This window comes from Amaricoccus sp. (assembly GCF_047602525.1).
Classification (GTDB): domain Bacteria; phylum Pseudomonadota; class Alphaproteobacteria; order Rhodobacterales; family Rhodobacteraceae; genus Amaricoccus.
Genome location: NZ_JASGHB010000001.1, coordinates 1,694,353 through 1,708,108 on the forward strand (window position 1 = coordinate 1,694,353; position 13,756 = coordinate 1,708,108).

At 70.3% G+C, this 13,756-nt stretch carries 14 protein-coding genes and 2 pseudogenes; 12 read left to right on the forward strand and 4 right to left on the reverse strand.

The window, feature by feature from the left end; translation table 11 throughout:
• Positions 1–36 precede the first annotated feature (36 nt).
• From QM699_RS08865 to QM699_RS08920, 12 genes and pseudogenes are all read left to right on the forward strand, one after another.
• Positions 37–1,110, forward strand: a complete 1,074-nt coding sequence (locus tag QM699_RS08865) for a microcin C ABC transporter permease YejB (protein ID WP_415010787.1) — start codon at positions 37–39, stop codon at positions 1,108–1,110.
• The gene (locus tag QM699_RS08870; RefSeq protein WP_415010788.1) at positions 1,110–2,222 is read left to right on the forward strand and encodes an ABC transporter permease; all 1,113 of its coding nucleotides are present in this window, start codon (positions 1,110–1,112) and stop codon (positions 2,220–2,222) included. The genes QM699_RS08865 and QM699_RS08870 overlap by 1 nt, the downstream gene beginning before the upstream one ends.
• On the forward strand, positions 2,219–2,773 hold the full coding sequence (locus QM699_RS08875; RefSeq protein WP_415010789.1) for a GNAT family N-acetyltransferase: 555 nt from the start codon (positions 2,219–2,221) through the stop codon (positions 2,771–2,773). Before QM699_RS08870 ends, QM699_RS08875 begins: the two co-directional genes overlap by 4 nt.
• Positions 2,773–4,389, forward strand: a complete 1,617-nt coding sequence (locus QM699_RS08880; protein ID WP_415012719.1) for an ABC transporter ATP-binding protein — start codon at positions 2,773–2,775, stop codon at positions 4,387–4,389. The genes QM699_RS08875 and QM699_RS08880 overlap by 1 nt, the downstream gene beginning before the upstream one ends.
• 115 nt (positions 4,390–4,504) lie before the next feature.
• Positions 4,505–4,903 (forward strand): annotated as a pseudogene (locus QM699_RS08885) (DNA polymerase ligase N-terminal domain-containing protein); the annotation flags it as partial.
• A 254-nt stretch (positions 4,904–5,157) separates the two neighbouring features.
• Positions 5,158–5,667, forward strand: a complete 510-nt coding sequence (locus QM699_RS08890; protein ID WP_415012720.1) for a tetratricopeptide repeat protein — start codon at positions 5,158–5,160, stop codon at positions 5,665–5,667.
• A gap of 7 nt (positions 5,668–5,674) precedes the next feature.
• Entirely contained in the window at positions 5,675–6,304 is a 630-nt protein-coding gene (locus QM699_RS08895; protein WP_415010790.1) for an alpha/beta family hydrolase, read from the forward strand.
• 4 nt (positions 6,305–6,308) lie between these two features.
• Positions 6,309–7,082, forward strand: coding sequence for an exodeoxyribonuclease III (locus QM699_RS08900; protein ID WP_415010791.1), 774 nt, complete (start codon positions 6,309–6,311; stop codon positions 7,080–7,082).
• A gap of 127 nt (positions 7,083–7,209) precedes the next feature.
• Positions 7,210–7,956, forward strand: a complete 747-nt coding sequence (locus tag QM699_RS08905; protein ID WP_415010792.1) for an ATP-binding cassette domain-containing protein — start codon at positions 7,210–7,212, stop codon at positions 7,954–7,956.
• The gene (locus QM699_RS08910; RefSeq protein ID WP_415010793.1) at positions 7,953–8,765 is read left to right on the forward strand and encodes an ABC transporter permease; all 813 of its coding nucleotides are present in this window, start codon (positions 7,953–7,955) and stop codon (positions 8,763–8,765) included. The genes QM699_RS08905 and QM699_RS08910 overlap by 4 nt, the downstream gene beginning before the upstream one ends.
• 46 nt (positions 8,766–8,811) lie before the next feature.
• A complete protein-coding gene (gene mazG, locus QM699_RS08915; RefSeq protein ID WP_415012721.1) occupies positions 8,812–9,618 on the forward strand; it encodes a nucleoside triphosphate pyrophosphohydrolase in 807 nt (268 codons plus the stop codon).
• Complete coding sequence (locus QM699_RS08920; RefSeq protein WP_415010794.1) at positions 9,615–10,025, forward strand: lysozyme inhibitor LprI family protein; 411 nt, start codon at positions 9,615–9,617, stop codon at positions 10,023–10,025. The genes mazG and QM699_RS08920 overlap by 4 nt, the downstream gene beginning before the upstream one ends.
• 249 nt (positions 10,026–10,274) lie before the next feature.
• On the opposite strand, the pseudogene gfa reads toward QM699_RS08920, so the two are convergent.
• The 4 genes and pseudogenes from gfa to QM699_RS08940 all read right to left on the reverse strand — a co-directional run bounded on the left by gfa (position 10,275) and on the right by QM699_RS08940 (position 13,694).
• A pseudogene (gene gfa / locus QM699_RS08925) lies at positions 10,275–10,851 on the reverse strand (S-(hydroxymethyl)glutathione synthase).
• Positions 10,852–10,937: 86 nt separating this feature from the next.
• Positions 10,938–11,492 carry a hypothetical protein gene (locus tag QM699_RS08930; protein ID WP_415010795.1) on the reverse strand — a complete coding sequence of 185 codons (555 nt, stop codon included), beginning with the start codon at positions 11,490–11,492 and terminating at the stop codon, positions 10,938–10,940.
• Positions 11,493–11,522: 30 nt separating this feature from the next.
• A complete protein-coding gene (locus QM699_RS08935) occupies positions 11,523–12,506 on the reverse strand; it encodes a YVTN family beta-propeller repeat protein (protein WP_415010796.1) in 984 nt (327 codons plus the stop codon).
• A 12-nt stretch (positions 12,507–12,518) separates the two neighbouring features.
• Positions 12,519–13,694, reverse strand: a complete 1,176-nt coding sequence (locus QM699_RS08940) for an ABC transporter substrate-binding protein (protein WP_415012722.1) — start codon at positions 13,692–13,694, stop codon at positions 12,519–12,521.
• Positions 13,695–13,756 lie beyond the last annotated feature (62 nt).

Consider the following 13,756-nt stretch of genomic DNA (forward strand, 5'->3'; position numbering starts at 1 on the left):
GGGTGCGTCCGCCGCTCATCCCGGGATCCCCGCCTGATGGGCGCCTACATCCTTCGTCGCCTGCTGCTGATGATCCCGACGCTCCTCGGCATCATGGTCGTCAACTTCGCCCTCGTGCAGTTCATGCCCGGCGGCCCGATCGAGCAGATCATCGCCCAGGTGAACGACGATGCCACCTCCGCCACAGGCCGCATCTCCGGCGGCGGCGGCGAGGTGGCGGCCGGCAGCGACTATCGCGGCGCGCAGGGGCTGCCGCCAGAGTTCATCGCCAATCTCGAGAAGCAGTTCGGCTTCGACAAGCCGCCGCTCACCCGCTTCCTGCTGATGCTCCGCAACTACCTGACCTTCAACTTCGGCGAGAGCTACTTTCGCTCGATCTCCGTCGTCGACCTGGTGATCGAGAAGATGCCCGTGTCGATCTCGCTCGGCCTCTGGTCGACGCTGCTCGCCTACCTGATCTCCATCCCCCTCGGCATCGCCAAGGCCACCCGCGACGGCAGCCGCTTCGACACCGCCACCTCCGCCGCGATCATCGTCGCCTACGCCATCCCGTCGTTCCTCTTCGCCATCATGCTGCTCGTGCTCTTCGCCGGCGGCAGCTACTGGCGCATCTTCCCGCTCCGCGGCCTCACCTCCGACAACTGGGCCGACCTCTCGCTCGGGGCGAAGATCCTCGACTACTTCTGGCACATCACCCTGCCGGTGATCGCCTCGACCATCGGCGCCTTCGCCACCATGACGCTGCTCACCAAGAATTCCTTCCTCGACGAAATCAAGAAGCAGTACGTCATCACCGCGCGCGCCAAGGGCCTGACCGAATCGCGCGTACTCTACGGCCATGTCTTCCGCAACGCGATGCTCATCGTCATCGCCGGCTTTCCCGCGGTCTTCATCGCCGTCTTCTTCGGCGGCAGCCTCATCATCGAGACGATCTTCTCGCTCGACGGCCTCGGCCGCCTCGCCTACGAAAGCGCGCTGCAACGCGACTATCCGGTCGTCTTCGGCACGCTCTACGTCTTCGGCCTGCTCGGCCTCCTCGTCGGGCTCCTCTCGGACCTCACCTATGTCTGGGTCGACCCGCGCATCGACTTCGAGACCCGCGAAACCTGATGGCCCTCACGCCCCTCCAGCGCCGCCGCCTCGCGAACTTCCGGGCGAACAAGCGCGCCTTCTGGTCCTTCTGGATCTTTCTCGTCCTGTTTCTCGTCACGCTCGCGGCCGAGTTCGTGGCGAACGACCGGCCGCTCCTCGTCCGCTTCGACGGCGGCTTCTACATGCCCGTCCTGCGCTTCTATTCCGAGGCCGACTTCGGCGGCGAGTTCGAGACCGAAGCGGAATACACCGCCCCCGAGGTGCAATGCCTGATCCGCACCAGCGGCGTCGACGCCTGCCTCGACGACCCCGCGGGCGTCCTCGCCGAGTTCGGGCAGACCGGCGCCGTCAACGGCGTGAAGGTCGAGCGCCCGGGCTGGATCCTCTGGCCGCCCATCCCCTTCTCCTACGACACGATCAACTACGAGGTGACGACCGCCCCCTCGCCGCCCGATCGCACCCACTGGCTCGGCACCGACGACCAGACGCGCGACGTCGTGGCCCGCGTGATCTACGGCTTTCGCATCTCGGTGCTCTTCGCACTGGTGGTGGCCGTCATCTCGTCGCTGATCGGCATCGCCGCCGGCGCGCTCCAGGGCTTCTTCGGCGGCTGGATCGACCTCACGTTCCAGCGCATCGTCGAGATCTGGACGAACATGCCGAGCCTCTACATCATCATCATTCTCTCGGCGATCTTCACGATGAACTTCTGGCTCCTGACGCTGCTCGTCGCGTTCTTCTCGTGGACGAGCCTCGTCGGCGTGGTCCGCGCCGAGTTCCTGCGCGCCCGCAACTTCGAGTACGTCCGCGCCGCCCGCGCCCTCGGCCTCGGCAATCTCACGATCATCGTCCGCCATGTACTGCCCAACGCCATGGTGGCGACGCTCACGCTCATGCCCTTCATCATCACCGGCGCCATCGGCGGCCTCGCCGCGCTCGACTTCCTCGGTCTCGGCCTGCCGCCCTCCTATCCCTCGCTCGGCGAACTGGCGTTGCAGGGCAAGAACCGGCTGAACGCCCCGTGGCTCGGGTTCACCGCGTTCTTCACCTTCGCCATCATGCTCTCGCTCCTCGTCTTCATCTTCGAGGGCGTCCGCGACGCCTTCGACCCGCGAAAGACCTTCCGGTGAGCTTCGACTTCGCCCCCTCTCTCCAGAGCGACAGCCTCGAGCTTCGTCCCCTCGCCGCCGCCGACCGGGACGCGCTGCACGCCGCCGCATCCGACCCCGCGACCTGGGCCGGGCATCCGGCGACCGAACGCTGGAACCGCGCCGTCTTCGACCCCTACGTCGACTTCCTGCTCAAGGCCGGCGGCACCCTCGTCGCCATCGACCGGGCAAGCGGCCGCATCGTCGGCTGCTCGCGGTTCTACGTGCCGCCGGAGCAGCCGGACGGCATCGCCATCGGCTTCACCTTCCTCGACCGCGCGTTCTGGGGCGGGCGGACCAACTTCGAGATGAAGCGCCTGATGCTCGGCGACGCCTTCGCGCATGTCCCCGAGGTCTGGTTCCACATCGCGCCCACCAACATCCGCTCGCAGACCGCCACCGGCCGGCTCGGCGCGACCTATGTCGACACCCGTGAGATCGACCTCGCCGGCTCCGGCACGCCCGTACCGAACATGCGCTTCCGCCTCGACCGCGCGACCTGGGCCGCCAAACTGAAGGAGCGGGCCGCGTGATGAAGGACACCGGCCAGTTTCCCCTGCCCGAGCCGCTGCTCGCGGTCAGCGACCTCCGGGTCGCGTTCCTGCAGGGCGGCCAGCGCACCGAGGCGGTGAAGGGCGTGAGCTTCGACCTCTACCCGGGCGAGACCCTCGCGCTCGTCGGCGAGTCCGGCTCCGGCAAGTCCGTCACCGCGCTCTCCACCGTGAAGCTCCTCGCCGACAACGCCGACGTCACCGGCTCGGTGAAGTACCGCGGCCGCGAGATGCTGACCGCGGCGCCGCGCGAGCTGCGCGCCGTTCGCGGCAACGACATCAGCTTCATCTTTCAGGAGCCTATGACCTCGCTCAACCCGCTGCACACCATCGTGCGGCAGGTCTCCGAGAGCCTCGCGCTGCACCAGGGCCTGACCGGCGCCAGGGCGCGCGCCCGCGTGCTGGAGCTGCTGACCCAGGTCGGCATCCGCGACCCGGAAAGCCGCCTCGACGCCTATCCGCACCAGCTCTCGGGCGGCCAGCGCCAGCGGGTGATGATCGCCATGGCGCTTGCCAACACGCCCGACGTGCTGATCGCCGACGAGCCAACCACCGCGCTCGACGTCACGATCCAGGCGCAGATCCTCGCCCTCCTCGCCGAGGTGCAGCGTGCCGAGGGCATGGGGATGCTGTTCATCACCCACAACCTCGGCATCGTCCGGCGCATCGCCGACCGCGTGGCGGTGATGAAGGCCGGCCAGATCGTCGAGGCCGGGCCGACGACCGCGATCTTTGCCAACCCGAAGCACCCCTACACCCGCAGCCTGCTCGCCGCCGAGCCGACCGGCACGCCCGACCCGGCGCCCGCCGGCGGCGCCGAGATCCTGCGCTCCGAGCATGTGAGGGTCTGGTTCCCGATCAAGCGCGGCTTCCTGCGCAAGACCGTTGGCCACGTCAAGGCGGTGAACGACGCCACCCTGACGCTGCGCGCCGGCGAGACGCTCGGCGTCGTCGGCGAATCCGGCTCGGGCAAGACCACGCTCGGCCTCGCGCTCCTGCGCCTCATCCACTCCGAGGGCCGCATCGTGTTCCTCGGCCGCGACCTGCAGGGCCTCGGCAGCCGCGACCTGCGCCCGGTGCGCGGCGACATGCAGATGGTGTTCCAGGACCCCTATGGCTCGCTCAGCCCGCGCATGTCGGTGGAGCAGATCGTGGCCGAGGGTCTCGCCGTCCACGGGCTCGGCAACCAGCCGGGCCGCGTCGCCGCCATCCTCGCGGAGGTCGGGCTCGACCCGGAGACCGCCGGCCGCTACCCGCACGAGTTCTCCGGCGGCCAGCGCCAGCGCATCGCCATCGCCCGCGCGATGATCCTCGCGCCGAAGCTCGTCATCCTCGACGAGCCGACCAGCGCCCTCGACATGACGGTGCAGGTGCAGATCGTCGAGCTGCTGCGCCGCCTGCAGAAGGCGCACGGCCTCGCCTACGTGTTCATCAGCCACGACCTGCGCGTGGTCCGCGCGCTGTCGCACAAGGTCATGGTGATGCAGAACGGCGATGTGGTCGAGGCCGGCGGCGCGCACGCGATCTTCGAGGCGCCGAAGACCGACTACACCCGCAAGCTCCTCGCCGCCGCCTTCGACCTGCAACTGGCGGAATAGCCGTCCCCCCGTCGCTCGACGGACTGCGGGGCAGCGGGCCTATACCGCAAGGACGCCCCGGGCAATTCCCCGGTGGCGATTGCCGCCGCGGGGCAGCAGCCTATGCTCTACGGTCATGGCGACGGAACCGCTCGGAGACTACCGCGGAAAGCGCGATTTCAGCCGCACCGCCGAGCCGGCCGGACGCGACGCGGCGGGCGGCGGCATGGCGGGCGGCACCCGCTTCGTCGTCCACAAGCACCACGCCAGCCATGACCACTACGACCTGCGCCTCGAACTCGACGGCGTGCTGAAGAGCTGGGCGGTGCCGAAGGGGCCGTCGCTCGATCCGAAGGACAAGCGCCTCGCCGTCCGGACCGAGGACCACCCGGTCGAATACGTCGACTTCGAGGGCGTCATCCCGCAAGGCGAATACGGCGGCGGCGAGATGATCGTCTGGGACACCGGCACCTGGGCGCCGATGGGCGACCCGGCGGCCGATCTCGCGACGGGCGCCTTCAAGTTCCGCCTCGCGGGCCACAAGCTCACCGGCGGCTGGATGCTCGCCCGCCTCAAGCCGCGCCCGGGCGAGACCAAGGCCGGCAAGGTTCGCTCGACGCGGCGATCCGCGACCCGGAGGCGGCGGACCTTTTCGCCCTGCTGGAGCGCCTGCCCGACCTGCGGGCGATCGGCCCGGCGACCTCGCTCACCGCCGCCGCGCTCCGCGTCGACGACGGCCTCGTCTATGCCGAGCACGCCGGTCGCCTCACCGAGCTGGACGGCCAGCTCCTGCTCGGCCTCGACGCGCCGCCCGAGGACGACGACGCGCGCTTCGACGAGGCCGAGGCGGCGGAAGCGGGCGGCGATCTCGCCACCGCCGCCGCGCTCTATGCCCGTGCCCTCGCCGCCGATCCGACCGATGCGGTCGCGGCCTTCAACCGCGCCAACTGCCTCGCCGGCCTCGGCGCGGCCGCCGGGGCCGAGGCCGGCTATGCCCGCGCGCTCACCCTCGACCCCGGTTTTGTCGAGGCCTGGTTCAACCTCGCCAACCTGCTGCGCGACCGCGGCCGCGCCGACGCCGCCCGCGCCCACCTCACGCGCGCACTCGTGATCGACCCAACCTATGCGGATGCTGTCTACAATCTCGCCGCGCTCGAGTTCGATGCCGGGGACCTCGCCGCCGCCGCCAGCCTGTGGCGGCGGTATCTGAGCCTCGACACCGACTCCGAGTGGGCACGCGCCGCCGAGCGGGGGCTGCGGTACGTGGCTCTCGCGACGGCGCGCGGAACGACTGGGTAGGTATGAGATGTTTCTGTTCGATGGTCCCGACGACGCCCCCGCGACGGTCCTGCTCGCGCATGGCGCCGGAGCGCCGATGGATTCCGCCACGATGACCGCCTCGGCGCGCGCGCTCGCCGCCGCCGGGCTGCGCGTGGCGCGCTTCGAGTTCGCCTACATGGCCGCGCGCCGCGACGGCGCGGGCGTCAAGCCGCCGCCGCGTGCCGAGACGCTGGTCCCGGCCTATCGCGCCGTCGTGGCCGCGCTCGACGCAACCGGGCCTCTCGTCATCGGCGGCAAGTCCATGGGCGGCCGCGTCGCCAGCATGGCGGTCGACGAGCTGCGCGCCGAGGGCCGCACCGTCGGTCTGCTCTGTCTCGGCTACCCGTTCCACCCGCCCGGCAAACCGGAGGCGCTGCGCACGGCGCATCTCGCCGGCCTCGCGGCGCCGGCGCTGATCTGCCAGGGCACCCGCGACCCGTTCGGCACCCGCGAGGAGGTGGCCGCCTACACGCTCTCGCCCTCGATCGAGGTGTTCTGGCTCGAAGACGGCGACCACGACCTGCGCCCGCGCAAGGCGGTCAGCGGGCTCACCGCCGCCGACCATCTCGCGAGCACCGCGTCCCGGGTGCGCGACTGGGCCGGGTCGCTCGCCTGAGCGGATGCCCATCGCCACCTTCAACGTCAACAACGTCGTCCGTCGCCTTCCCAACCTGCTTGCGTGGCTGGCCGAGGCCCGCCCCGATGTCGCCTGCCTGCAGGAACTGAAGGCGACCGACGCGGCGTTTCCGGCCGATGCGCTGGCCGCCGCCGGGTACGGCGCGGTCTGGCGCGGCGAGCGCAGCTGGAATGGCGTCGCGATCCTCGCCCGCGGCGCCCAGCCGATCCTCGTGCAGGACGCCCTGCCGGGAGACGACTCCGACGGCCAGAGCCGCTATGTCGAGGCGGCGGTGGCGGGCGTGCTCGTCGCCTCGCTCTACGCGCCGAACGGCAACCCGGCGCCGGGGCCGAAGTTCGCCTGCAAGCTCGCCTGGCTGGAGCGACTGCAGGCGCGGGGCCGCGAGCTGCTGGCCGCCGGCGTACCGGCCGTTCTCGCCGGCGACTGGAACGTGGTGCCGGAGCCGCGCGACGTCTACCCGACCCGCTCCTGCGACGACAACGCGCTGGTCCAGCCCGCCCCGCGCGCCGCCTACGCCCGCATCCTCGCCGATGGCTGGACCGACGCGCTCCGCGCGCTCCATCCCGACGCCACGCTCTACACCTTCTGGGACGACCGGCGGAACCGCTGGCCGCGCGACGCCGGGATGCGCCTCGACCACCTGCTCGTCAGCCCGGCGCTGCTGCCCCGCCTCGCCGCCGCCGGCGTCGACCGGGACGTCCGCGGGCGCGACGACGCCAGCGATCACGCGCCCGCCTGGATCGAGCTGGCGGACTGAGGCATCGGAAACGCGTCGCCCCGGTGCCTCGCGCGCACCCGTGGGCTTCGCTCGGGAGGCGCCATGCGACAGAGGTCCGGTTGCCATCCCGCCCACCCCGACCGATAGTCCCGGCCGGGGAGGAGCCATGACCGACGCCCTCGACGTCGACTCGGTAAGCCACGCGTTCGGCCGGCTGAAGGCGCTCGATGGCGTCAGCCTCACCGTGCCCGCCGGCCGCTTCGTCGCGCTGCTCGGCGTCAACGGCGCCGGCAAGACCACGCTGTTCTCCCTCGTCACCCGACTTTACGACAACGTCTCGGGCACCATCGCCGTCTGCGGCCACGACCTGCGCCGCTCCCCCGGGCCGGCGCTCGCCGAGCTGGGCGTCGTCTTCCAGAGCCGCGCGCTCGACGCCGATCTCTCCATCGCCCAGAATCTCGCCTACCACGCCGCCCTGCACGGGCTCTCGCGGCGCACCGCCCGCGAGCGCGCGCGCGAGACGGTGGCCGCCGTCGGCCTCTCCGACCGCAGCCACACCCGTGTCGCCGAGCTTTCCGGCGGCCAGCAGCGCCGGGCCGAGATCGCCCGCGCCCTGCTGCACCAGCCCCGGCTCCTGCTGCTCGACGAGGCGACCGCCGGCCTCGACGTCGCCTCCCGCCGCGAGGTCGGCCGCATCGTGCGCGAGCTGGCGCGGCGCGAGGGCGTCGGCATCCTCTGGGCCACCCACCTCTTCGACGAGATCGAGCCCGAGGACGGCGTCGTCATCCTGCACCGCGGCCGGGTGCTCGCCACCGGCACCGCCGCCGAGATCGCCGCCCGGACCCCCGGCGACGGCGGGCTTGCGGAGAGCTTCCTCGCCATGACCGGCCTCGACCGCGAGGCGTTGCCATGAGCCTCACCGACCTCGGGCCGCGTGGCCGCGCCCGCGCCTTCCGCGGCATCGTCTGGCGCGAGGCGTTGCGCTTCCTGCGCCAGCGCGAGCGCTTCCTCTCCGCGCTCGTCCGCCCGCTGGTCTGGCTGTTCATCTTCGCCGCCGGCTTCCGCGCGGTGCTCGGCATCTCGATCACGCCGCCCTACCAGACCTACGTCCTCTACGAGGTCTACGTGACCCCCGGCCTCGTCGCGATGATCCAGCTCTTCAACGGGCTGCAATCCTCGCTCTCGATGGTCTACGACCGCGAGACCGGGGCCATGCGCACGCTGCTCGTCTCGCCGTTTCCCCGCTGGTTCCTGCTCACCTCCAAGCTGCTCGCCGGGGTCTTCGTCTCGATCCTGCAGGTCTATGCCTTCCTGCTCATCGCCTGGTTCTGGGACATCGAGCCGCCGCTCTGGGGCTATGTCGCCGTGCTGCCCGCCCTGCTCCTCTCCGGCATGATGCTGGGCGCGCTCGGCCTGTTCCTCTCATCGGCGATCCGCCAGCTCGAGAACTTCGCCGGCGTGATGAACTTCGTGATCTTCCCGATGTTCTTCGCGTCGTCCGCGCTCTATCCAATCTGGCGGCTGCAGGAGTCGAGCCCGCTGCTCGCCAACATCGCCCGCGCCAACCCGTTCACCCACGCGGTCGAGCTGATCCGCTTCGCCCTCTACCTTCAGGTCAACTGGATCTCGCTCGCCGTCGTCGTCGGCTGCACCGCCGCCTTCCTCGGCGCGTCGATCTGGGCCTACGACCCGTCCAAGGGCCTGATCGCCCGCAAGCGGTGACTTGGCCCGGCCCGGTGCGAACGATAGTCTCGCGGCCATGGACGACATGCAAACTCACACCGCCGCCGAGGCCGAGATCTCCCGCCTCCTCGCCATCATGGCCCGCCTGCGCGACCCGGAGCGTGGCTGCCCGTGGGACGTGGTGCAGGATTTCCAGAGCATCGCACCCTACACCATCGAGGAGGCCTACGAGGTCGCCGACGCCATCGACAAGGGCGACATGGGCGAGCTGCGCGGCGAACTCGGCGACCTGCTGTTTCAGGCGGTGTTCCACGCCCGCATGGCCGAGGAAGCGGGCCATTTCGACTTTGCCGACGTGGCCCGCGGCATCGCCGACAAGATGATCCGCCGCCACCCGCACGTCTTCGGCGACGAGAGCCGCGACCGCACCCCCGACCAGCAGACCGTCGCCTGGGAGGCGATCAAGGCCGCGGAACGCGCGGGCAAGCCGAAGGAGGCGGGTGTCCTTGCCGGCGTCGCCGCCGGCCTGCCCGCGCTGACCCGGGCGGTCAAGCTGCAGAACCGCGCCGCCCGCGTCGGCTTCGACTGGCCGGACGCCGGCGAGGTGCTGGCGAAGATCACCGAGGAAACCGCCGAGCTGGTCGAGGCCCGCGATTCCGGCGATCCGGCCAAGCTGGCCGAGGAGTACGGCGACCTGATGTTCGTGCTCGCCAACCTCGGCCGCCACCTCGGCATCGACCCGGAGACGGCGCTGCGCGGCGCCAACGCCAAGTTCACCCGCCGTTTCCAGTCCATCGAGGCCGCCCTCGCCGCCGACGGCCGCACGCCCAGCCAGTCCGACCTCGCCGAGATGGATGCGCTCTGGGACGCCGCGAAGGAGCGCGGGCTGTGACCCGCGCGTTCGCCTTGGCGCTGCCCGCGCTTGCGGTCCTCGCGCTTGCCGGGCCCGTGGCGGCGGAGGACTGCACCACCCTCGCCACCCAGCTCGAGATGAACCAGTGCGCCGGCCGCAACTTCGACGCCGCCGACACCGCGCTGAACCAGACCTGGCGCGCCGTCACCGCCCGGCTGGCCGGCGACGCCGCCGGCCTCGGCAAGCTCAAGGCCGCGGAACGCGCCTGGGTCGCGTTCCGCGATGCCGAATGCACCTTCCAGTCGATGGGCGTCGAGGGCGGCAGCATCTACCCGATGATCTGGACCGAGTGCCGCGAAACCCTGACCCGCGAACGAGCCGCCACCCTCCAAGGCTATCTCGCCTGCGAGGAAGGCGACCTTCCCTGCCCGCTGCCGCCACAGTGACGGGTGCCGCGCCGGCGCCCAAAAGGCCCCTCCGGACGCGGCCGATCCCTCCCTGCCTTCCTCTTGCTGAAAATACTCCCGCCGGAGGCGTTCCAACGGCCGAGGCCGCCGCAGCCCCTGCATCGGCGCAAAACGGCCGCACATCAATGCGCCCGCCCCGGGGGAGGGAGCGGGGCGGGCGCAGCCCGGACCCGTCGGCCCGGGCAAGGCGGGCGGGCGCGGCATCGACCGCGCGCCGCCCCGGACCCGTCAGGCTTCCTTGTACGTGCCCTTGGCCTTCGCCACGTGCGTGGCGATCGCGTCCATCAGCGGCGGCGACAGGCAGTCATAGGGCTCGAGCGTCAGCTCCTTCAGGCGGCCGCGGATGCCGTCCATCTTCGACGGGGGCGTGCCCTGTTCGATGATCGACGACACGAACGCGGCAAACCCCGGCGCCGACCAGCCGCTCTCGCCGGACAGCTCGGTATGCACGAAGTCGAGCCCGTAGAACGGATGGTCCTTGTTCTCGATCCGCCCGTACATGTGCACGCCACAGCCGGTGCAGGCATAGCGCTGGATCGCCTTCGAACTCGTCGACGATCTTCAGCTTGCCGCCGTTCGCCGTCACCGACACCTTGTCGCGCGGAACGACTGCGACCACCGAAAACGGTGCCCCCGCCGGCTTCCAGCACAGGCTGCAACCACAGACGTGGTTGTGCGCCGTGTTCGACGCCAGCGTCACCTCGACCTTGTCGCTGGCGCAGTGGCAGTGCAGCTTGCCGCCGGCCATGTCGGCCCGGCCGGGCTTTACGCCCCCGTCGACCGACGGATGAATTGCTACGGCCATTCTCGTCTCCCTCCTGTGTTATTGGCTGCCGCCGATTTCATCGGTCGCAGGCCCCTCGCGCAATCGCACTTTGGTCTCGTGGGCGGTCACTCGATGATGAACGTCGCCTTCTGCGTGTCGCCGGTGGTGCCGCGGATGCGCATCTCGTAGGTGCCCGGGGTGATCGCCACGAACGAGATCCGCGCCTTTCCGGCATCGTCCCACTCGATCGAGTCGAGGCCGAGCGGCCGGACCTCGACCTCGTTGATGACCACCTCGTTCAGCCACACGTTGCGGAACAGCCCCGGCGCCTCGATCGCCTGCTCCTGCGTGCCGTCCGAGCTGATCTCGATGCGGTAGTATCCGCCCGAGTGCAGCTTGTAGGTGCCGGCGCTCTGCAGCGCCCCCGCCGTCAGCTTGATCGGATCGAGATCGGTGCGGTTCGACCGCTCCATCAGGCCGGCGGCGCCCACCTCGATCGTGCGCATCCCGGGCAGCTTCGCGGCCGGCCGCGCGGGCGCGGGCGCCGCGGCGGCCGGCCCAGCGGGTGCAGTTGCGGCGGCGGGCGCCGCGTCGTCGTCACCGTCGCCGTCGTCGTCGGCCCAGACGGCAGCGCCCGACAGAAGCGTTGCGGTGGCTGCGGCAAGCAGAAGCGTCTTCATTCTCGGATTCTCCCTTCAGGCACGGATTTTTCAGTTCGGCGAGACGGCCACACCCCACGGCTGCTGCCCCACCTGCACCGACTTGATGACCTTGTCGCTGGCCACGTCGATCACGGAAATATCGTTCGATATGCCATTGGTCGTGAAAAGATACTTCTCGTCCGGCGTGAAGGCGAGCTGCCACACGCGCTGCCCCACCAGCAGATAGTCCTTCACCTCCCAGGTCTTGCCGTCGACCACCGCCACCCGGTTCGCCGGCCCCAGCGCCACGTAGATCTTGGAGTCGTCCTTGGTCACGCGGATGCCGACCGGCTGGATCGCTTCGTGTGGCACGCCGGGCACGTCGAAGGTGATGGTCTTCAGCACCTCCTGGCTTGCCGGGTCGATCACCGTCACCGTCCCGCCGATCTCAGCGGAAACATAGAGATACTTGCCGTCGTTCGTAAACTGCGCGAAGCGTGGGCGCTGGTCCACCAGCACGTTGGCAAAGATCTCGTGGCTCGCGGTGTCGATGAAATGCGCCATGTTGGTGGTCTCGGAGGTGTTCACCAGCACCTTGCCGTCCGGGCTGATCCCCATCCCCTCCGGTTCGACCCCGGTCGGGATCTCCGCGAGCACGGTCCCCTTGTCGACGTCGATCGCGGTCACGAGGTTGTCGTCCTCGTTCGCGACATAGAGCGGATTGCCCGAAGGATGCAGCACCCCCAGTTCAGGGTCGGGCCCGGAGGGCAGCGTCCCGGTCACCGTCTTCGTCGCGGTGTCGAGCACCTCCACATGGTCGTCGTCGGAGGTGAGGATATAGAGCCGCTTGCCGTCGGGGCTGATGTTGATGCCGCGCGGACGCTGGCCCACGTCGACCGTGTCCGTCACCTCCAGCGTGTCGCTGTCGAGGATCGAGATCGAGTTGCCGCGCTCGTTGCTGACGTAGACGGTATAGGCCGATGCCGGACCGCCCAGCGAAGCGGCGAGGCAGCCGCCGGTGACGATGGCGGTGGTGACGAGAAGCTGGCGCATGGGGTTCCCTTCTCAGCCGTGGTTCTTGCACGTGGTCTCGGGCTGGTCCGTCCCGAGGGTGTCCAGGGTCGAGACCTGATGGACGAATGCATCCTGCGGCGACACCGACACCATCATGTCGCCCGCAACCAGCAGGATCGGCTGGCGCAGCTGCCCGTCCCAGGCGCGGAACGACACCGGATCGCCCTTGAACGCGCCGAGCTTCAGGTCCGGCCCCTCGACATAGCCGACGATCTTGTCGAAGTCGGTCGAGCGCGCCCGCGTCGCGCCCTCGCCGAGCGCGCGGATCGCCACCCAGGTGTTCCAGTCCTCGGCGCGCATCGGCCGGGCCGCCTGCTTCTCGAAGCGGCTCTGCATCTGCGTCCCCCCCCAGGCCTCCTGCGCCGCATGCCAGCTCATCGGCTCGAGCCCGGCCGAGCCCGCCACCGGTCGCGGCTCCCAGCTGTGATAGGGCAGGTACGCGGCAAACACGTTGCTCTCGTCCGCCGCGATCACCACGTCGTGCTCGGGCGCCGACTGGGTGAAAACCGGCATCTGCTTCTGCACCTGCACCGTGCCGGAGTCGGTCCGCCGCGCCCCGCCGGTGTCCTCGAAGACCCGTTCCTCGACCACCTTGGCGCCGAACTTTGCCGCCGACGCCTTGTAGTGCTCGGCCAGATCCTTGTCCGCCGGGTGCGACCCCTCGATCAGGAACCATTTGTCCCAGCGCATCGTCACCAGATACTGCGCCAGCGCGTCGGTCAGCATCGACCGGCTCGGCGCGGTGTGCAGCAGGTTCGGCCGGCAGTCCGCACCGCGCAGCCGGTCGTCCGGCGCCAGCGCGTTCATCACCAGCGCCTTGTCTCCCACCGCGTCCGCCATCGCCAGCGTCGTATCGGCGTCGGCCATCGTCACGATGAACCGCACGCCCTGCGCCACCATGTCGTCGGCCGCCGAGACGGCCTGCTCCGGCGGCACCGTGGCGGTGGCCAGCGTGAATTCCTGGCCCATGAACCGGCCGGTCGTGTTGTTGTCGGCGATCGCCAGCGCCGCGCCCGCCAGCCCGAGGTCCGGCGGCGGCAGCCGCAGCCGCGACAGGGGCAGCGGCGCCTTCCCATCCACCCGGATGATCCCGATCGCGACCACCTCGGGCGCCTTGCCCGCCGGCGCCGGCGCATCCGCCGCGGCCCCGCCGGCCAGCGCCAGCACGCCCGAAGCCCCGATCGCGGCGCCTCGCAATACCCGCGCCACCTGAGCAAAGTCGGTCAAAG